Origin of the sequence: Comamonas sp. JNW, from assembly GCF_003105075.1 — a bacterium.
GTDB classification, from domain to species: Bacteria; Pseudomonadota; Gammaproteobacteria; order Burkholderiales; family Burkholderiaceae_C; genus Comamonas; species Comamonas squillarum.
In genome coordinates this window covers 219,365-240,116 of sequence record NZ_QETI01000005.1, presented here as the reverse complement: position 1 = coordinate 240,116, position 20,752 = coordinate 219,365, and the positions used below count along the sequence as shown (strand labels likewise).

Annotated in this window: 14 protein-coding genes; 6 read left to right on the top strand and 8 right to left on the bottom strand. The window is 62.0% G+C overall.

The genetic code is table 11. The features are described 5' to 3' along the window. Positions 1-162: 162 nt before the first annotated feature. Both DCO45_RS10030 and DCO45_RS10025 read right to left on the bottom strand, forming a co-directional pair. The gene (locus DCO45_RS10030) at positions 163-1,317 is read right to left on the bottom strand and encodes a YncE family protein (protein ID WP_165841172.1); all 1,155 of its coding nucleotides are present in this window, start codon (positions 1,315-1,317) and stop codon (positions 163-165) included. Positions 1,318-1,608: 291 nt separating this feature from the next. After that, positions 1,609-4,137 (bottom strand): EAL domain-containing protein, encoded by a 2,529-nt coding sequence (locus tag DCO45_RS10025; RefSeq protein WP_116925702.1) that lies wholly within the window; start codon positions 4,135-4,137, stop codon positions 1,609-1,611. A gap of 386 nt (positions 4,138-4,523) precedes the next feature. On the opposite strand from DCO45_RS10025, the gene DCO45_RS10020 reads away from it, so the two are divergent. The 3 genes from DCO45_RS10020 (at position 4,524) to bioB (ending at position 6,939) form a co-directional block, all read left to right on the top strand. Further along, entirely contained in the window at positions 4,524-4,991 is a 468-nt protein-coding gene (locus DCO45_RS10020; RefSeq protein WP_116925774.1) for a VOC family protein, read from the top strand. A gap of 14 nt (positions 4,992-5,005) precedes the next feature. Further along, entirely contained in the window at positions 5,006-5,425 is a 420-nt protein-coding gene (locus DCO45_RS10015) for a glyoxalase superfamily protein (protein ID WP_116925701.1), read from the top strand. A 479-nt stretch (positions 5,426-5,904) separates the two neighbouring features. Then, complete coding sequence (gene bioB, locus DCO45_RS10010; RefSeq protein ID WP_116925700.1) at positions 5,905-6,939, top strand: biotin synthase BioB; 1,035 nt, start codon at positions 5,905-5,907, stop codon at positions 6,937-6,939. An 87-nt stretch (positions 6,940-7,026) separates the two neighbouring features. Here bioB and DCO45_RS10005 read toward each other — a convergent pair whose 3' ends face one another. Next, positions 7,027-8,082: a quinone-dependent dihydroorotate dehydrogenase gene (locus DCO45_RS10005; protein WP_116925699.1), complete on the bottom strand. Its 1,056-nt coding sequence runs from the start codon at positions 8,080-8,082 to the stop codon at positions 7,027-7,029. Positions 8,083-8,136: 54 nt separating this feature from the next. Between DCO45_RS10005 and rpiA the strand changes: the two genes are divergently transcribed. Then, positions 8,137-8,808, top strand: coding sequence for a ribose-5-phosphate isomerase RpiA (gene rpiA / locus DCO45_RS10000; protein ID WP_116925698.1), 672 nt, complete (start codon positions 8,137-8,139; stop codon positions 8,806-8,808). Positions 8,809-8,897: 89 nt separating this feature from the next. Here rpiA and DCO45_RS09995 read toward each other — a convergent pair whose 3' ends face one another. From DCO45_RS09995 to DCO45_RS09975, 5 genes are all read right to left on the bottom strand, one after another. Next, positions 8,898-9,557, bottom strand: coding sequence for a glutaredoxin family protein (locus tag DCO45_RS09995; protein ID WP_232539344.1), 660 nt, complete (start codon positions 9,555-9,557; stop codon positions 8,898-8,900). Positions 9,558-9,661: 104 nt separating this feature from the next. After that, positions 9,662-11,719 carry a M3 family metallopeptidase gene (locus tag DCO45_RS09990; RefSeq protein WP_116925697.1) on the bottom strand — a complete coding sequence of 686 codons (2,058 nt, stop codon included), beginning with the start codon at positions 11,717-11,719 and terminating at the stop codon, positions 9,662-9,664. Positions 11,720-11,919: 200 nt separating this feature from the next. Then, positions 11,920-12,768, bottom strand: a complete 849-nt coding sequence (folD, locus tag DCO45_RS09985) for a bifunctional methylenetetrahydrofolate dehydrogenase/methenyltetrahydrofolate cyclohydrolase FolD (RefSeq protein ID WP_116925696.1) — start codon at positions 12,766-12,768, stop codon at positions 11,920-11,922. A gap of 162 nt (positions 12,769-12,930) precedes the next feature. Beyond that, on the bottom strand, positions 12,931-13,563 hold the full coding sequence (locus DCO45_RS09980; RefSeq protein WP_116925695.1) for a response regulator transcription factor: 633 nt from the start codon (positions 13,561-13,563) through the stop codon (positions 12,931-12,933). 36 nt (positions 13,564-13,599) lie between these two features. Continuing rightward, on the bottom strand, positions 13,600-16,119 hold the full coding sequence (locus DCO45_RS09975) for a PAS domain S-box protein (protein WP_116925694.1): 2,520 nt from the start codon (positions 16,117-16,119) through the stop codon (positions 13,600-13,602). Positions 16,120-16,335: 216 nt separating this feature from the next. Between DCO45_RS09975 and aceE the strand changes: the two genes are divergently transcribed. Then, positions 16,336-19,041: a pyruvate dehydrogenase (acetyl-transferring), homodimeric type gene (gene aceE, locus DCO45_RS09970; protein ID WP_116925693.1), complete on the top strand. Its 2,706-nt coding sequence runs from the start codon at positions 16,336-16,338 to the stop codon at positions 19,039-19,041. Positions 19,042-19,062: 21 nt separating this feature from the next. Further along, positions 19,063-20,751, top strand: coding sequence for a dihydrolipoyllysine-residue acetyltransferase (aceF, locus tag DCO45_RS09965; protein WP_116925692.1), 1,689 nt, complete (start codon positions 19,063-19,065; stop codon positions 20,749-20,751). The last annotated feature ends 1 nt before the right edge of the window (position 20,752 follow it).

The following is a 20,752-nucleotide window of genomic DNA, read 5'->3' as shown; positions in this document are numbered from 1 at the left end:
GTTGTTGCACTCAGATCGCCGCAAAGACGCCAAGCGAAGGCTTGGCGCCTTTGTTTTTGGCCGGCTGGGGCGGAGGCCGCCACCAGCCAGCCTGCTGGAGCGATGGTCTGCACAACCCTTGCTCCATGGGACGGCCAAAGCAGGGGTTTTTGCAGCGGGTGCTTAGCCCATCAGCTTCTGCCCATGGCGGTGCAGTGCCGTCATGCCCACGACCAGCAGCAACAAGCCGGCCCAGACGCCGCTGATTGGAATGGGTTTGCCTGCCACGACGCTGCCCGCTTCCAGGCCATTGGTACCCTGTGGGGTGGCGGTCTCGCGCCCATTGCTGGCCAACGCAACCCCCCAAGGGGCACTGCCCACCGTCACGGCGCCATGCACTTCCTGGGTAGCGGTATCAATAATAGACAGGCTATTGCGCTGCGGATTGCTCACATAGGCATGCGTTCCTGCAGGATGGAAGACGACATGCTGCGGTGTCTGGTCCACCTCGATCACACCGACCACCGCGTGGCTGGCGGTGTCGATGACTGAGACCGTGCCGTCGCCGCTGTTGGTGACATATGCCTGGTTGCCTGCGGGGTGAAAGGCGACGCGACTGGGGTGCTTGCCGACAGCGACCGTGGCGGCGACGGCGTGGGTCCGCGTATTGATCACGGTGACAGTGCCATGGGCCTGGCGAGACTCGCGGTTGACCACATAGGCCAGGGTGCCAGCCGGGTGAACCTGGATATCGCTGGCATCCGTGCCAACGCCGATGCGTTCGAGCACCGTGCCACTGCTGGGGTCGATCACCGCGACTTGCCCGACATCGGGGTCGCGGTGTTGTTCGAGCGCATACAGGCGTGAACCATCGGGGTGGATGGCCATGCCACGGGTGTTGTGGGGGCTGACGGGAAAGGTGCGCACGAGTTGGTGGGTGGCCGTGTCAATGACAGCAATCGCGCCGCCGCCAGGGGTGTTGGTATCGATATAGGCCAGCGCTCCGGAAGGGCTGAAAACAACACCGTTGCTGACCTGGTTCAAAGGGATGCCAGCGAGCAGCTGGTGCTTGCCCAGATCGAGGACCGCAATGGTGGCGGACCAGACGCTGGAGAGATAGGCAAGGCATCCGTCCGGGCTGATGGCAATCTCTTGGGGCATGGCGATACCGGCAGGAATGGTGGTGACGGTGCGCTTGTTGACCACATCGACCACGGACACGTTGCTGTCATCCCGGTTGACCACATACGTCAGCGGTGTAGCCTGGGCCGCGCACCAAGCGCAGCACAGCGCAAGGGCACTGGCCCAGCGCAGACATCCTTTCACATTGACTAACACGATTGAAATTATGAAATTAATTAATTATATTAATGTAAATCATAAGTTCGAGAAAAATGCTTGCTGATTCAGGGGATTAAGATTGTTGGCAATTAGACACTGCTGGCCCAACGCAGCGGGGGAGACGGCAAGTCTCTTGCCCACAAACGCGCAGGTCCAAGCCCGTGCCAGAGCGATAGCTGCAATGGTCTGATTTCCTGACTGCCTCAAACACGGTGACAAGCAAGCCGCCCGAGGCCAGGCGACGCGGTGCCAGCAGTTGAAGCTAGGAGGCAGCCAGGACTGCAGCGGCTAATGCACGCAGTTGGAAGATGGTACCGCGATCGTGTTGGAGAAAGGCTGAGGGCGGCCCACCGCATAGCCCTGCGCATAGTCGATACCCATGCCGCGCAAGGACTCCACAATCTCAGGCGTAGATGCGAACTCGGCAATGGTCTTCATGTCCAGCGCGTGGCCCAGGTGATTGATGGCATCCACCATGGCGCGGTGGGCAGGCTCATTGAGCATATCGGCGACGATGGCGCCATCGATCTTGAGAAAGTCCACGGGCAGGTTTTTGAGCGAGCCAAAGGACGAGACGCCCGCGCCAAAGTCGTCCATTGAGAAGCGACACCCCAGTGCCTTCAAGGCCTTGACCAGGCGGATGGCGTTGGGCAGATGTGTGATGGCAGCGGTCTCGGTGATCTCGAAACACAGCGTGCGCGGGTCCACGCCATGGCGTGCGATCTGATCTTGCAAAAAATCCAGCAGACGCTCGTCACCCAGAGAGGTGCCTGACAGGTTGATGGCGCAGCAGGAGATGGCAGGGCTTTGCGCGGTTTTTTGCAGGTGGGCCAGAGTCTGCAAGGTTTGCTTGACCACCCAGCGGTCGACCATCGGCATCAGCCCGTAGCGCTCAGCTGCAGGAATGAACAGCACGGGGCTGATGATGTTGCCATCGGGCAGGCGCATGCGTATTTGCACCTCAATGTGCAGGCCGCCCCCGGCGATCTCGTCGGCGGCTGTGCTGAGTGCTTCAATGGCTTGGGCATACAGGCAGAAATGCCCACCTTCCAGTGCTGCTTTGATGCGCTCGACCCATTCCATCTCTCCCACATAACGGGCGATCTCCTGGTCCACACCCGGGTCGTAGGCATACACATTGTTGCGGCCCCGCTGCTTGGCGCCGTAGCTGGCCATGTCGGCGACGCGCAGCACTTCTTCCACCGAGGTGAGGGGCGCGGCGAGCTTGACCAGGCCGATGCTGATGCCTGCACTCAGACTGCGCTCACCCCATTGAATGCGCACATTCTGTGCGGCATCGCGGATCTGCTCGGCAATGCGCTTGGCGTCATCAAAGGAGCAGTGCTTGAGCAAAATGGCAAATTCGTCGCCGCCGACACGGGCCAGCGTGTCCCCGGCCCGCAGGCAGCGCTGCAGCATGGCGCTCATCGCGCGCAGCATGGCGTCCCCGGCAATGTGGCCTGCCGTGTCGTTGATGACCTTGAACTGGTCCAGGTCCAGGTACATGATGGCATGGTCGCCGGGCGCTGTGTCCTCGTGCTTGGTCTGCTCCAGGAGCACACCGAGCAGGCGCTCAAACTCATAGCGGTTGACCAGGCCGGTCAACTGGTCATGGGTGGCCTGCCAGGCCAGCTCGCGGATATAGCGTTGCTCCTGGCTCACATCGTGCAACACAAACACCGCTTCGGTCGTGCCGATGTCGTCCCCGATCGGGGTAAAAGCGAGTTTGACCTCGCGCACATGGTGCTGCGCATCGCAAAGGCGGAAAATCGTCTCACGCGGGTGCTCGCGCCCTTGCAGGGCATCGGCGATGGCCGTTTGTACCCATGCAGAGGCGCCGTCTTTGTCGCTGCCGGCAGAGGAGGGCGACGCATGCATGTGCTGCACCAGTTCACTGGTCACCAGCTGCTCCAGGCTCACGCCCAGCAGCTCCTCGGCCGCGCGGTTCATGTACATCACATGTCCGGCGGCATCGGTGGTGATGACCGCTTCGCCAATGGCAGCCAGCGTGGTGGAGGCGCGCTCGCTGACCAGATCCAGTGCATCCTCGGCGCGGGCCGTCTTGCGCTGCAGTCGCCAGGTATGGCCCATCAGCAGGCTCAGCATGGCCAGCGCGATGCCGATGTTGATCGACCACAGCCATTTGTTCATCGCCCGTGATGTATCGCCCAGCACCTTGTTGAAGGCGCGCTCGGCCTCGGACAGCTGTATCTGCAGCGCATTGATCTGGGCCAGCCAGCTTTGCTTTTGTACCGGGGTCGGGGGAGCCAGCTGCATGCTGGCATAGATATCGCCCGCCAGCGTCTGGAGTTCCTGCAAGGGCTCATCGGCGTCTTGCCAGCGGGCCAGCAACTGACCAATCGACTCGGTGTTTTTGAAATAGACGGTCAACCAGATCAGCGCATTGATCTCTTCGGGTTCGTTGTGGCCTTGCAGCAGCAGCAGGGCTGCCTGGGGCCTGGCAGCATAGCCCTGGTCTTCCAGCATCAGGCGCGCCCGCATGTCGCTCATGGGGATATGCAGGCCTTGGTGGAACTGATCATAGGCGGCAGGGTCGCCGCTCACCGCATAGCGTGCCAACGCATAGGTCGCGTCTTTCTGGCCCTTGCTCCACTGGCTCTCGCCGGAGCTGAAAGCCCGCATGGCCCCCAGTATGTGCAAACTGGAGATGGCCAAGACCGTCTGTACGATCGCCAAAGCCACAAAGGGCCAGATGCTCAACAGCAAGCTGCGCTTGCGCTTGGGCAGGGCATAGCGTTGCACAGGCGTTGCGTCGCTATGCGTCGCTGTGGGTATCGGCGGGCTTAGACGGGGCATGGTTGTCCCGGTAGGGATCTGAGGTATGCCAACCCCACTTCAGGCTGAAGAGGCGATCTGGGTAGGGGGCAGGACAGGTCAGCAAACATGGTGGACGCAATGCGGGGACGGCGAGACCAATGGGTCTCTAAAAAATCATTCAAGCATAGTAATATGCTATTTGGTGATTGAGTTCTTTAAATTGTAGTTATTTGGGGTAAATACGGGGAGTTTTTCTCCGATGGTGTTGGCGGCAATATGTAAGCAATGTTGACCATTTCGCGAAGATGCGCAAGAGCGATCATGGCATTGTTTGCGTCGCACGCACTACCGCCATTGCTGCCAAGCCTTGGCACAATGGCAGCTGCGGCACAAGCGCCACACATCTACACAAGGAGCCATACAGCATGTCAGCACAGCGTCCGTTCAAGGTTTTGGGAATCCAGCAAGTAGCGATAGGCGGCACCGATAAAGAGCGCATGAAAAAACTCTGGGTGAACATGCTGGGCCTGTCGCAAACGGGCAGCTTCCGCAGCGAGCGTGAGAATGTCGACGAGGATATCCTGGCGATAGGCAAAGGGGCCTTTGCAGTCGAGGTCGACATCATGCAGCCGCTGGACATCGACAAGAAGCCTGCCGTACACGCCACGCCGCTCAACCACATCGGTCTGTGGATTGACGACCTGCCCAAGGCCGTGGCATGGCTGACTGCCCAGGGCGTGCGTTTTGCGCCTGGCGGCATCCGCCCTGGCGCTGCGGGCCATGACATCTGTTTTCTGCACCCCAAGAGCAATGACGAATTCCCCATCGCTGGCGAGGGCGTGTTGATCGAGCTGGTGCAGGCGCCCGCCGATGTCATTGCGGCGCTGGGTTGAGGAGGCTGGCTGCCATGACCGACACCCCGCGTTTTCAACCCTGCGTGATTCCCGTGCTGCGCAGCTTCGATGCCCAAAGGGCGGCGCAGTTCTACCAGGAGTTTCTGGGCTTTGTGCAGGACTGGACACACCGCTTTGGCGACGACTTTCCGCTCTACCAGCAGCTGAGCCTGCACAGCGCTGCGGGCCTGGCCTGCCTGCTGCATCTGAGTGAACACCATGGCGATGCCTGCCCCGGCAGTACGGTACGCATTGCCTGGCCGCAACTCGAGGCCTTCCAGCAAAGCCTGCTAGCCAAAAATTACCGCCATGCCAAACCGGGGCTGGAGCGCATGCCCTGGGGCATGCTCGAGATGCGCATTGCAGATCCGTTTGGCAATCACCTGGTGTTCTTTGAGGAGCTGCCAGCGGCGCCAGAAGGCACCGCTGCCTGAGAGACCTAGCTGACCCCCACAACTGCCGCACTGCGTTGCGGCTTTTTTTATGCGCGATTTTTGCAAAGACCCTCAAAGGCGCTGGGATGCAAACACGGCTCCCGCGTCAATAAGCTCCCAAATTCTGCCAGTGGTATTTGGCGAATGGGGCCAAGGGAGGACGGCTAGGGCCAAGAGGAGCATCTGCCAGCCTTCCTGGCACCTTATCTGCAGCTATCTGCATGCCTTGTTGCGGCGGCGTAGCCTTCTGGTCAACGTACAATACGAGCAGTTGACTGCATATTGGCAGACATTGCGGTAATCTGTGTGCTTCATGCTGGCAATGCACCTGCAACAGCGCCTTAAGTTAACGGCGCAGCAAATCTGCCACGCAGGGCCGGAACAGGCGGTTATGCATGGGGCCGATGCGGCCTGGCATTGGACACAATAAGTGCCATACCCAGGCATACCGCACCGGGTAGTGATTGAGGAGCTTTCCCATGTCCGGACCGTACACACCCTACACATCCGATACCACGTCGGCTTTGCATTGGCACCCACAGGCGGCTGCGATCCCACAAGCGACAGCAGCAGATCCCTGGCCCGTAGCGCAGGTACAGGCCCTGTTTGAGATGCCGTTTATGGCGCTGATGCTTCATGCACAAACGGTGCACCACGCGCACTGGCCGGCCGGCGATATCGAACTGGCCACGTTGCTCTCGGTCAAGACGGGCGGTTGTCCCGAAAACTGCGGCTACTGCCCACAATCTGCGGCATACGACACTGGCGTCCAGGCGGGCAAGCTGATGGACCTTGCCGAGGTCACCCGCGCGGCGCAAGCAGCCAAGGAGGCAGGTGCCAGCCGCTTTTGCATGGGCGCGGCCTGGCGTGCGCCCAAGGACCGGGATATTGCCCAGGTCAGCGCGATGATTGCGGCGGTGAAGGCGCTGGGCCTGGAGAGCTGCGCCACCTTGGGCATGTTGGCACCCCACCAGGCGCAGGCGCTGAGCGATGCCGGACTGGACTACTACAACCACAACCTGGACACAGGACCGGACTACTACCGCGATGTCGTCAGTACCCGCCAATACGAGGAGCGGCTCGATACGCTGAGCCATGTCCGTGCCGCAGGCATACGCGTGTGCTGCGGCGGTATTGTCGGCATGGGCGAGACGCCGGTGGACCGTGCCGCGCTGCTGGCCCAACTGGCCAATATGCAGCCTTACCCCGAGTCCGTGCCCATCAACAGCCTGGTGCGCGTTCCCGGCACGCCACTGGCTGACAGCGAGCCGTTGGACCCGCTGGATTTTGTACGCGTGATTGCCGTGGCGCGCATTGTGATGCCCCAGGCCCGCATCCGCCTGTCCGCCGGCCGCCAGCAACTGGGCGAGGCGGTGCAGGCGCTGTGCTTTATGGCGGGCGCCAATTCGATTTTCTATGGTGACAAGCTGCTGGTCACTGGCAACCCGGAGGCGGACAGCGACGCCAAGCTGCTGGCCAAGCTGGGCTTGGCGAGCTTGAAAACTGCGGCCTGAGCGAGGCGCTTGGACGCATCGGCGCAGCAGGTGAGCGCAAAAAAGGCCAGCGCATGCGCTGGCCTGTTGCGGGTTCCGATGGCTGAATCAGCGCCGGCCGCCTTGCGCTTTCAGCGCCTGCGCAATCTCGGTGACCAGGCCTGGGCCGCGGTAGATCAGGCCCGTGTAGATCTGTACCACATCGGCGCCGGCCTTGATCTTCTCGACCGCGTCGGCTCCGCTCAAGATGCCGCCCACGCCAATGATCGGGAACTGCGGACCCAGCGCTGCGCGCAACTGGCGCACCACGGCATTGCTGGCCTCGAACACCGGGCGGCCCGATAGGCCACCGGTTTCTTCTGCATGCTGCAGGCCTTGCACCGCATCGCGGCTGATGGTGGTGTTGGTGGCAATCACGCCATCCATACCATGGGCCTTGAGGCTGTTGGCAATCACGATGACCTGCTCTTCGCTCAGATCGGGGGCAATCTTCAAGAACACCGGCTTGTGCTTGCCATGCTCGCGTGCCAGCTGCTCGCGGCGCTGCACGAGCGCGCTCAGCAGTGCATCGAGCGCCTCATCGCTTTGCAGTGCGCGCAGGTTCTTGGTGTTGGGCGAGCTGATGTTGACCGTGATGTAGTCGGCATGGGGGTAGACACCATCGAGGCACTGCAGGTAGTCGCTGGTGGCGTTTTCGATCGGCGTGGCCGCATTCTTGCCAATGTTGAGGCCCAGCAGCAGCGGTGATGCCTGCTTGCGGAACTGGGCCTTCTTCACATTCGCGACAAAAGCGGCCAGGCCTTCATTGTTGAAGCCCAGGCGGTTGATCAGCGCGTCGCGCTCGGGGATGCGGAACATGCGCGGCTTGGGGTTGCCCGGCTGCGCCAGCGGCGTGACCGTGCCCACCTCGACAAAGCCAAAGCCCATGGCGCCCAGGCCATCGATGGCGCGGGCGTTCTTGTCCAGGCCCGCTGCCATGCCCACCCGGTTGGGAAACTGCAGCCCCGCCAACGTGATGGGGTCGCTCACCCGGCTTTGGCGCCAGGCGCAGGCCAGCGGCGTGTTCTGGCCCTTGGCCAGCATGTCCATCGTGAAGTCGTGGGCAGCTTCGGGCTGCATGCCAAACAGAACGGCGCGGGGGAGGGAATAGGGGATCAGGGACATGGGATGGGATAATCAAGGCGTTATCTGTATTTTCGCTGATCTGATCGCACTACCATGACACAAGACGAATTAAAGGCCGAGGTTGGCCGCGCAGCACTGCAATATGTGGTTGCCGGAGAAATCGTAGGCGTGGGCACGGGCTCCACCGTGAACAAGTTCATTGATGCGCTGGCATCCATCAAGGACCAGATCCCGGGCGCTGTCTCCAGCTCCGTGGCCAGCACCGAGCGTCTGCGCGCGCTGGGCATCCCGGTGCTGGATGCCAACGAGGTCGAGCGCCTCGCGGTCTATATCGATGGCGCCGATGAAATCGACCACCAGGGTTTCATGGTCAAGGGCGGCGGCGCGGCCTTGACGCGCGAGAAGATTGTGGCGGCGCTTGCCGACCGCTTTATCTGCATTGCGGACGCCTCCAAGCAGGTGAAGACCTTGGGCGCTTTCCCGCTGCCGGTGGAAGTCATCCCCATGGCTGCGGCCCAGATCGCCCGCCGCTTTGCTGCCAAGGGTGGCCATGCGACCGTCCGCCTCAAGGATGGCCAGCCGCTGGTCACCGACAACGGCCAGCACATCCTCGATGTCACCGGTTTGGCGATTGCCGACCCTGCCGCTTTTGAATCCGAAGTGAACCAGTGGCCAGGCGTGATCACCGTCGGCGTGTTTGCGCACCAAAAAGCGGCTGTCTGCCTGCTGGGCACCGAGCAAGGCGTGGAAACGCTGGAGTTCTAAAACCGCCAAGCCCTCCACGCCTTAAAGCAATGGCCCGATCCAGCTAATACCGGGTCGGGCCATTTTTTTTGTAAACGGATGGCGTTTGCTTAGAACACAATCCCGGTGGGATTGCTGGGCGTAACGCGATCGGGCTCGACGCTCTGGTTACCCGACGCTGGCTCGGCACTGCCGTCTGCCGGCTGCGCGGCGGCAGGAGCGGCCGGGGCAATCACCTTGGGAATCAAAGGCTGTGCAGGTGCGGGGCGGTAGCTGGAGGGCAACTTGGACTGGGCTGGGTAGCCGGCTGCGTCCAGGTATGCGCTCCAGTCGTTTTCATTAAAGCCACTCAAATGCTGGCTTCCCAGCGTGGCAAAGGGGATGGTGCCATCGGGGTTGAGCTTGCGCAGCGCCTGGATTTCGGCGTTGGAGGTTACCGTCTTTTCTGCAAAAGGCACACCCCGGGTCAGCAGATAGCGGCGAGCCACATCACAGGCACCGCAGTCCTTGCTGGTGTAGAAGGTCAGCGGGTACTTGGTGGCTGCTTGCTTGACTTCCAGCGGCAGGTCACTGGTGCGGGTGCCCGCAGGCTCGGTGACGGCGCCGGTGGTGACCGATTGACTCGGGGTGTCGGACGTGGGTGCACGGTCCGAGAAAGTGACCCGGCCATCGGGGCCCACAATGCGGTACACCGTTTGCGCGCCTGCCAAGCCTGCAGCGCAAGCGATGGCGGTGCCAACGAGCATGCTGCCCAAAGCCTTTTTCTTCATGCCTATCCCTCTCTATAGCTGTTGTAGCGCCATTATGCCTGCGCAGCACTGCAGCTGGCTGTGGGCTGCCGGGCACTGAAGGAGTGACCGGCAGCCGGAGCCGGTCAGGCCGCCAGCGGCTCGGCCATGCCCTGGTGGCGCAGCAGTGCGTCGAGCTGCGGCTCACGGCCCCGGAAGGCCTTGAACGATTCCATGGCCGGGCGGCTGCCACCGGCTTCCAAAATCGCATGCAGGTAGCGCTGGCCCACCTCGCGGTCCACCACATCGCTGCTGCCGCGCTTTTGCGCTGCTTCTTCAAAGCTGGCAAAGGCGTCGGCCGACAGCACCTCAGCCCACTTGTAGCTGTAGTAACCAGCGGCATAACCACCGGCAAAGATGTGGGTGAAGGTGTTGGGCATGCGGTTGAAGTCTGGCTGATCGAGCACCGCCACCTGGCGGCGCACATCGCGCATCACGCCATAGATGGCGTCCGCATTGATGCCTTCACCCGACAGCTCGGTGTGGATGCGCATGTCAAACAGCGAGAACTCGATCTGGCGCAAGGTCTGCATGCCCGATTGGAAGTTCTTGGCCGCAATCATCTTGTCGTAGAGCGCGCGGGGCAGCGGCTCGCCGGTGTCGACATGGGCCGTCATATGGCGCAGCACTTCCCACTCCCAGCAGAAGTTTTCCATGAACTGGCTGGGCAGCTCGACCGCATCCCATTCCACACCACCGATGCCGGAGACATCGCGCTCGTTGACCTGCGTGAGCATATGGTGCAGGCCGTGGCCGGTTTCGTGGAAGAGGGTGATCACGTCGTCATGGGTCAGCAGCGGCGGCTTGCCATCGACGCCAGCGGCAAAGTTGCAGACCAGGTGTGCGATCGGGGTTTGCAGCTCGCCGTTGTCCGGGCGCAGCCAGCGGGTGCGCACATCGTCCATCCAGGCGCCACCGCGCTTGCCATTGCGCGCTGGGGGGTCCAGGTAGAACTGGCCGACCAGCACGCCATCGCGCTCGATGCGGTAGAAGGCCACGTCCTGGTTCCACACGGGAGCCAGGTCGCCCTTGATCTGCACGCCGAACAAGGTCTCGACAATGCGAAAGAGCCCGGCCAGCACCTTGGGCGCCGGAAAGTACTGCTTGAGCTCCTGCTCGCTGAACGCGTAGCGCGCTTCTTTGAGGTGCTCGCCAATGTAGCCCCAGTCCCAGGCCTGCGGGTTGTCCAGGCCCAGCTCGGTGCGGGCATAGTCGCGCAGGTCTTGCACATCCTTTTGGCCATAGGGCTTGGCCTTGCTGGCTAGCTCCTGCAAAAATTCCAGCACCTGGGCGGAGGACTGGGCCATCTTGGGCGCGACCGACAACTCGCCAAAGCTGGGGTAGCCCAGCAGATGCGCTTCTTGCTCGCGCATCTTCAAAATCTCGACCATCAACGGCGTGTTGTCGAGCTTGGTATCGCCAAACTCGCTGGCCCGCGTGGTGTAGGCGCGGTAGAGCTTCTCGCGCAAGGCGCTGCTCTTGGCAAACTGCATCACCGGCAGGTAGCTGGGGATCTTCAGGGTCAGCTTGTAGCCGGGCTTGCCTTCGGCTTCGGCTGCAGCGCGGGCAGCCTGGATCACGTCTTGCGGCACGCCAGCCAGCTCGTCCAGCTCCGCATAGTAGGCAAACTGGTCGGTCGCATCCATCGCGTTCTCGCTGTACTTCTGGCAGGCGATGGCGCTTTTTTCTTGCAGCTGCGCATAGGTCTCGCGCGCCTGGCCCTGCAGCTCGGCACCACCGAGCACAAAGTTGCGCATCGCGTTGTCCCAGGCCTGCTTTTGCTCGCTGTTCAGCGTAGCCGGGTCAATGGCCTTGTATTTGGCATACAGCGCCTCGTCCGCGCCCAGTTGCGTCCAAAAGGCGGTGACCTTGGGCATCTCGGCGTTGTAGGCTGCGCGTAGCGCAGGCGTATCGGCCACGGAGTTGAGGTGACCGACCATGCCCCAGGCGCGGCCCAGCTTTTCGGTGCTGACATCGAGCACCTTGGCGATCTCGTTCCATTGCGCCGGGAACTCGGGCGCTGTGACCGTCTTGAGGGCCGCTTCACTCTCGGCCAGAAGCTGGTCGATGGCGGGGGCGATGTGTTCAGGTTGGACCTGGTCAAAGCGGGGCAGGCCGCTGAAATCGAGCAATGGATTGGTCATGGTGCTGTATATGGGGCCTGGCGCCCTGCAATCAATGCCATGTTGGCACTTGGAACGTAATCGCGATCCGGAGATCATTGCCTGTCATTTAAGCACAAAAAAAAGCTGCTGGCACCGGCAAGGCGGATGCCAACAGCTATCGTTTTCATAGTTTTACCGCCGCGATAAATCGCGGCGGAATCGAGGCGGTTTTGGGCAGATCAGGCGCGCTCGGCCGACTCCAGCGTGTTGACCATCAGCATCGTGATGGTCATCGGGCCTACGCCGCCGGGCACGGGGGTGATGTAGCCTGCCACTTCCTTGACGCCGTCAAAATCCACATCGCCGCAGAGCTTGCCTTCGGCATTGCGGTTCATGCCCACATCGATCACCACGGCGCCGGGCTTGACCATGTCGGCGGTCAGCACATTGACCTTACCCACGGCCGCCACAATGATGTCGGCCTGGCGGGTCATCGCAGCCAGGTCGGCTGTGCCGCTGTGGGTGATGGTGACTGTGGCGTTGGCCGCCAGCAGCATCATCGCCATGGGCTTGCCCACGATGTTGGAGCGGCCGATCACCACCGCATGCTTGCCGCGCAGGTCCTTCATGCCGATCGATTCGAGCATCTTCATGCAGCCGTAGGGCGTGCAGGCCTTGAAGCCCACTTCTCCCACCATCAGCGCGCCGGCGCTGGCCACATGGAAGCCGTCCACGTCCTTCTTGGGCGAGATGGCTTCGATGACCTTGTGGTCGTCGATGTGCTTGGGCAGCGGCAGCTGCACCAGGATGCCGTGGATGCTCGGGTCGTTGTTGAGCGCCTCGACCCGGGCCAGCAACTCCGCCTCGGTCATGCTCGCGTCGTACTTCTCCAGCACCGAATGGAAGCCGCACTCCTCGCAGGACTTGACCTTGTTGCGCACATAGACCTGGCTGGCCTGGTTGTCACCGACCAGGATGACGGCCAGACCCGGAACGATGCCCTTGGCCTTGAGCTGGTCGGCACGCGCCTTGACATCGGAGCGCAGTTGCTGGGAGAGGGCCTTGCCATCGATCAATTGAGCAGTCATGTGGTCATCCAAAAAGGGTTGCGCGTGGTCCAGCAGCCGGGCGAGCCCCCAGCATGGCGCGCGGAATTGAAAAATGCGCCGTACCGAAGCCGGTACCGGCGCATTGCGCTTTGAGAAGCGTTGTTGGAACGTTGTCCTTAGGGCGCGAAGGCCGCTAATTTATCACGTTGCCTTGGCCCCTGCATTGGAGCCCAGCGCAATCTTGAGCAGATCAGCGACGGTATTGGCGCCGAGCTTTTCCATGATGTTGGCGCGGTGCGCTTCGACGGTCTTGATGCTGATGCCCAGGTCATCGGCGATCTGCTTGTTCAGGCGACCGGCCACAATGCGTTCGAGCACCTGCGACTCGCGGCCCGTCAGCTTGGCCAGCAGCGCATCGCGGCTGGCCGCTTGCTGGTGGCCTGCGAAGGCATCGCGTGCTTGGTCCAGCATGCGCTCGACCAAGGCATCGAGCTGGGCTTCGTCAAAAGGCTTCTGGATGAAATCCATGGCGCCTTTTTTCATCGTGTCCACCGCCATGGGCACGTCGCCGTGGCCGGTGATGAAGACGATGGGCAGCGGCGACTTGTTCTCGATCAGGCGGTCCTGCAGTTCCAGGCCGCTCATGCCACCCATGCGGATATCGACAATCAGACAGGCGACCTCGCGGGCATCGTAGCGTGCCAAGAAGGACTCGGCCGAATCAAAGCAGCGCACCCGGTAATCCTTGCCCTCCAGCAACCATTGAAGCGAGTCACGCACCGCCTCATCGTCATCGACTACGTAGACCGTGCCCTTTTTGGGGATCAAGCTCATGCACAATTCCTTCTATCAGTATTGGTATAGCGCTGGCTATTCAGCCGACTCCGCGGGGCTGGCCACCGGAATCCAAAAGCTGAAATTACAACCTGTCACCTCCGGCCCATTGTAGAGGTTCTCAGCCTGCATCCGGCCATGGTGAGATTCGACAATGCTGCGGCAGAGATTGAGCCCGATTCCCATGCCTTCACTCTTGGTAGAGAAGAAGGCCTGGAACAGGCGCTCCAAAGCCTCGGGTGACAGACCGCGCCCCGTATCTTGAACGGAAAACTCTATCACATCCGTGGCGTCGATCTTGCGAGGCACGACGCGCAGTTCAACCATGCGCTGGTGGGCCGGGCGCTCGGCATTGGCAATGGATTCGGCGCCGTTCTTCATCAGGTTGATGAGCACCTGCTCGATCAGGATGCTGTCGACCTTGACCTTGGGCAGACGTGCGGCAACGTGGTGCGAAAGCCGCACATTGTGGCGCTTGAGCTCGATCGAGCCCAGCTCCACCGCTTCGCTGACGATGTCGCTGACATCGGCCAGCGCCCGGTTGGGCTCGCTGCGTTTGACAAAGGAGCGGATGCGGTGGATCACCTGGCCGGCGCGCTGGGCTTGGTGGGCGGTTTTCTCCAAGGCCCCCAGCAGCGCTTCTTCGCTCAGGCTCCCGTTCTTGACGCGGGTGATCATGCCCGAGCAGTAGTTGCTGATCGCCGACAGTGGCTGGTTCAGCTCATGGGCCACGCTCGACGCCATCTCGCCCATGGTCACCAGGCGGCTCACGGTGGCGGCCTTCTCGGCCTGGCGCGCGGACTGCTCCTCGGCCTGGCGGCGTGGCGTGATGTCAGTGGCGATCACCATCTGCGCCAGGCGCCCGTCCACCCAGTTGAGGTAGCGCGAGCGCACTTCCAGCCATTTGCCCAGCTCGGCGATATAGATCTCGGCATTGCCGCTGACAGCAGTGGTGATCTCGTCACTGGGCAGGCCCATGAGCCCATCTTCATCGTCCATGCTGGTGTTGGCATTGCTGTTGCTGGGCAACACGCCGGCCTGGGCCACCAATTGCAAATGGCCCACGGTTTGCGAGCCAAACCACTGCCGGTAGAGCTTGTTGGCGAACAGCAACTCGGCACTGCCCAGCGGCGCGACCGACACCGAGGCGTCCAGTGCCTCGAGCACGATGGTGAAGCGCTCATACGACGCCGAGAGCTGCTCGCGGATGCGGTTGGGCTCGGTGATATCGGTCATCGAGGTCATCCAGCCGGTCTGGCGGCCGTGGCCGTCAATCAGCGGCGAGACATAGAGCCGGGCCTCGAACATCGTGCCGTTCTTGCGCTTGACCCGCATCTGGAAACCACCGGGAAACACCTTGCCGCTCATCTCGTCGATCAGCATGTCGTGGTAGGTGCTCTGGTCGCCCTCGGGCCAGTACGGGTAGGGCGGCAGCTTGCCCACCAGCTCTTCCTCGCTCCAGCCGGTCATCTGGCAAAAGGCGGCATTCACATAAGAGATGCGGCCTTGCAGATCCAATGCGCGCATGCCCGTGAGCACGCTGTTTTCCATCGCTCGGCGGAAATTGGTCTCACCCTGCAGGGCTTCTTGCGCGCGTATGCGCTTGCGGGTGTGGCGCCAGGTCGCCACCAGCAGCCAGGCGGTCATAAAGCTCAGCACACAGACCAGCCAGAACAGGCCGTTGCTGACCAGGCCGAGCGAGGTGTGGTAGCCCTGGGCGCGCAGCTTCAAACTGTTACCCACGGGAGCGACTGGCATCTCGAATTCATTGGGCGCCGCGCGCCAGGGCAGCAGCCGCTGGGCGGCGACACGTGGGGTGAGCGGAGTGCCGGCCAGCGTGGTTCCCTTGCCGTCCTGCAGGGTCACCGCGTAGCGGGCCAGGATCTCGGTGGGCGTGCCGTAACGCAGCAGGTTGTCGATCGAGAACTCGGCCAGCAGCACGCCGCCAAAGCGGCCCTTCTGGCTGATGGGGACCTCCAGCAGCAGCATGGGCGCTGTCTCGCTGGTGGCCAGTGGCTGCGAGAACACAGGCTGCTGCAGATCGCGCGCCATCTCAAAGAGCTCGAGCAGCTCCTTTTTCTGGATCACCTCGTCCACGGTGAGCAGGTTCTCTGCGGCCACGCTGGGGCCAAACTGGGTGGCGCGCACCTGGCGGCCGGTATCAATCCAGGTCAGGGCCTGCAGCTCGGCGTACTGGCTGATCAGCGTGTCAGCCCGGTCGTTGAAGCCATTCTTGTCCACGTCCTGGTTGCCCACGTCGCGGGCCAGGCGCATCAGTTGCTCCTGGCGCTCGGACAGGCGCAGCCGAATGCGCTGCTGGGCATATTCCACATCGCGGCGCATGGCCTCACGCTCACGCTCGAGCTCTTCGCTGCGCAGGTACCAAAAAGCGGCCACGATGGCGATGAAAAACATCACCACGGCCACCAAGGGCGCAATGGCCGCATAGCGATCTTGTCTCGAAGGTGACAATCCTCGCCACCAGGTCTGCCACATCTGCACCAAACGAGGACGGCTGTTTGGGGATGGGGTGGCGGGGCGCTCGGTCGAATTCATGGAGGGTGAGTGTAGTCCAGGGCAGGGCGGCCATGCCCTGATGCCGGGCAAATCGTTGATCTGGTCCCCGATGCATCCTGCTGCAGCGCCCATGGATTGTGCGTTTGCAGCAATTTCCCATAATATGAAAATGAAGACCGCTATTTGAAATCTTCAAAAAATGTGAGAAACTCTGGCACAGTCATTCATAGCAGATCACTTGAAGGAGACGCGAGCATGTCCGAACCATCCGAACAAAAAGCCGTCAACGGCCCCACCCGCACCGACGACCAAGAAACCCGAGAATGGATGGACGCGCTGTCCGCTGTGATCGACCGTGAGGGCGCAGATTACGCCCACTCGCTGATCGAGCAATTGCTCGAGCACGCGCGCCAGAACAGCGTCGATCTGCCTTTCTCCGCCAAGACCGGCTACGTCAACACCATCGAGACCGAGCAGGAAGCGCGCAGCCCCGGCAACCTCGAGATCGAACAACGCCTGCGCGCCTACATGCGCTGGAACGCCATGGCCATGGTGGTCAAGGCCAACCGCCTGCACCCACCAGAAGGCGGTGACCTGGGCGGCCACATCGGCTCCTTTGCCTCGCTGGCCAGCATGTTTGGCGCCGGCTTCAACCATTTCTGGCATGCCGAGAGCGACAACCACGGCGGCGACTGCCTCTACATCCAAGGCCACGTATCGCCCGGCATCTATGCCCGCGCCTATCTCGAAGGCCGCATCAGCGAAGAGCAGCTGCTCAACTTCCGCCAGGAAGTGGACGGCAAAGGTCTGTCGAGCTACCCGCACCCCAAGCTGATGCCCGATTTCTGGCAGTTCCCCACCGTCTCGATGGGCCTGGGCCCCATCATGGCGATCTACCAGGCGCGCTTTTTGAAGTACCTGCACGCCCGCGGCATTGCCAACACCGAAAACCGCAAGGTCTGGGTGTTCTGTGGCGACGGTGAAATGGACGAGGTCGAATCCTTGGGCGCGATCGGCCTGGCCGCGCGTGAAAACCTCGACAACCTGATCTTCGTGATCAACTGCAACCTCCAGCGCCTCGATGGCCCGGTGCGTGGCAACGGCAAGATCATCCAGGAGCTCGAAGGCGAGTTCCGCGGTTCCGGCTGGAACGTGATCAAGCTGATTTGGGGCAAGGGCTGGGATGCCTTGCTGGCCAAGGACCATGACGGCGCGCTGCGCAAGATCATGATGGAGTGCAACGACGGCGACTACCAGGCGTTCAAGGCCAATGACGGCGCCTATGTGCGCAAGAACTTCTTTGGCCGCGATCCACGCACCCTGAAGATGGTCGAGCACCTGAGCGACGACGAGATCTGGAACCTGCAGCGCGGCGGCCACGACTCGCAAAAGGTCTACGCTGCCTTCCACGCAGCGCAAAACCACCAGGGCCAGCCCACCGTCTTGCTGGTCAAGACCGTCAAGGGCTTTGGCATGGGCAAGGTCGGTGAGGGCAAGAACAATGTCCACCAGACCAAGAAGCTGGCCGATGAGGACATCAAGGCCTTCCGCGACCGTTTCAACATCCCGATCCCGGACAGCCAGATTGCCGAGCTGCCTTTCTACAAGCCAGCCGACGACACCCCGGAGATGAAGTACCTGCACGAGCGCCGCAAGGCCTTGGGCGGTTACCTGCCCAAGCGCCGCGAAAAGGCCGACGAGCAGTTCACCGTGCCTCCGCTGGACACCTTCAAGGCCGTGCTCGAAGCCACGCCCGAAGGCCGTGAGATCTCGACCACGCAAGCCTATGTGCGTTTCTTGACCCAGCTGCTGCGCGACAAGGAAATCGGCCCCCGCGTGGTGCCCATCCTGGTGGACGAGGCCCGTACCTTCGGTATGGAAGGCCTGTTCCGCCAGATCGGTATCTACAACCCGCATGGCCAGCAGTACACCCCGGTCGACAAAGACCAGGTGATGTACTACAAGGAAGACACCAAGGGCCAGATCCTGCAGGAAGGCATCAACGAAGCGGGCGGCATGTCCAGCTGGATTGCTGCGGCAACCAGCTACAGCCACAGCAACCGCATCATGATTCCGTTCTACATCTACTACTCGATGTTCGGATTCCAGCGCATTGGCGATCTGGCCTGGGCCGCTGGCGACCTGCAGGCACGCGGCTTCTTGCTGGGCGGCACCTCGGGCCGTACCACCTTGAATGGCGAAGGTCTGCAGCACGAAGACGGCCACAGCCACATCCTGGCCGGCACCATCCCCAACTGCATCAGCTACGACCCGACCTTCTCGCACGAAGTGGCCGTGATCATGCACGAAGGCCTGCGCCGCATGGTGCAGAACCAGGAAAACATCTTCTACTACCTGACGCTGCTCAACGAAAACTATGCGATGCCAGGCCTCACGCCCGGCACCGAGGAGAAGATCCTCAAGGGCATGTACCTGTGCAAGGCCGGTGGCGCCGGCGACCTGCGCGTGCAACTGCTGGGCTCGGGCACCATCCTGCGCGAATCCTTCTTTGCGCAAGAGCTGCTGGCTGCCGACTGGGGCGTGACTGCCGACGTCTGGAGCTGCCCATCGTTCAACGAACTGACCCGCGACGGCCAGGATGCAGACCGCTGGAACCTGCTGCACCCGCTGGAAACCGCCAAGGTGCCGTTTGTGACCGCCGAGCTGGGCAACAGCACCGGCCCGGTGATCGCCTCGACCGATTACATGAAGTCCTACGCCGAGCAGATTCGCCCCTTCATCCCCGCGGGCCGCACCTATAAGGTGCTGGGCACGGACGGCTTTGGCCGCTCGGACTTCCGCCGCAAGCTGCGCGAGCACTTCGAGATCGACCGCCACTACATCGTGGTAGCCGCCTTGAAGGCGCTGGCCGAAGACGGCAAGCTGCCCGCGCAAAAGGTCGCCGATGCGATTGCCAAGTACGGCATCAACGCCGACAAGATCAACCCGCTGTACGCCTAAATTGCACCAGGAGACACCACAATGGCATTGATTGACATTCAAGTCCCCGATATTGGCGACTTCGCAGAAGTGGGCGTGATCGAGTTGCTCGTCAAGCCCGGTGACACCGTCGCCAAGGACCAGTCGCTGATCACTGTCGAGTCCGACAAGGCCTCGATGGAGATCCCGTCCAGCCACGCTGGCGTGGTCAAGGAAATCGTCGTCAAGATTGGCGACAAGGTGGCCGAAGGCTCGGTCATCATCAAGCTCGAAGCGGCCGATGCGGCCGATGCCGCTGCTGCCGCTGCTGCCGCACCCGCTGCGCCGGCACCAGCCCCCGCCGCTGCGGCAACCGCTCCTGCAGCTGCACCTACGCCAGCACCCCAGGCTGCTGCTGCGCCTGCGGCCTCGGGCCCGGTCGAAGTGAAGGTCCCCGATATCGGTGACTTCAAGGATGTGGCCGTGATCGAGCTGCTGGTCAAGGTGGGCGATACCGTCACCGAAGAGCAGTCGCTGTTCACCGTCGAGTCCGACAAGGCCTCGATGGAGATCCCATCGCCCGCCGCTGGTGTGGTCAAGGAGCTCAAGGTCAAGATTGGCGACACCATCAATGTTGGTGATCTGGTCGCCATTCTGGAAGGCAGCGCCGCTGCTGCTCCAGCGTCCGCACCGGCTACGCAAGCACCGGCGGCAGCTGCGCCGGCTTCCGCTGCCAGCGCACCTGTCCCTGCTGCAGCACCTGTCGCCGCACCGGCTGCAGCTGTTCCCGCCCACAACCCCACCGTGCCGCCCTCGGGCGCGATGCCCTATGCATCGCCATCGGTGCGCAAGTTTGCGCGTGAGCTGGGTGTGCCGCTGGACGAGGTCAAGGGCTCGGGCAACAAGGGCCGTATCACCGCCGATGACGTGCAAGCCTTCACCAAGCAGGTGATGGCTGGTGCCGTGCAGACGAAGGCACAGGCTGCCAAGGCGCCTGCCGGTGGCGGCTCTGGCGCAGGTCTGGATCTGCTGCCATGGCCCAAGGTCGATTTCAGCAAGTTCGGCGCTGTCGAGCGCAAGGACCTGTCGCGCATCAAGAAGATCTCGGGCGCCAACCTGCACCGCAATTGGGTGATGATCCCCCACGTCACCAACAATGACGAAGCCGACATCACCGAGCTCGAAGCCTTCCGCGTCTCCACGAACAAGGAAAACGAGAAGAGCGGCGTCAAGGTCACCATGCTGGCCTTTGTGATCAAGGCCCTGGTCTCTGCACTCAAGAAGTTCCCTGAGTTCAACACCAGCCTCGATGGCGACACCCTGGTCTACAAGCAGTATTTCAACATCGGCTTTGCCGCTGACACGCCCAATGGCCTGGTGGTGCCGGTGCTCAAGGATGCCGACAAGAAGGGCATCATCCAGATCAGCGCAGAAATGGGTGAGCTGGCCAAGAAGGCACGCGATGGCAAGCTGGGCGCGGCCGACATGCAAGGCGGCTGCATCTCCATCTCGTCGCTGGGCGGCATTGGTGGCACGCACTTCACGCCTATCGTGAATGCCCCTGAAGTTGCCATCCTGGGCCTGTCCAAGTCGGCGATCAAGCCGGTGTGGGACGGCAAGCAGTTTGTGCCACGCCTGATGCTGCCACTGAGCCTGTCGTACGACCACCGCGTCATCGATGGCGCCTCGGCCGCACGCTTCAATGCCTACCTGGGCCAGGTGCTGGCGGACTACCGCCGCATCATCCTGTAAT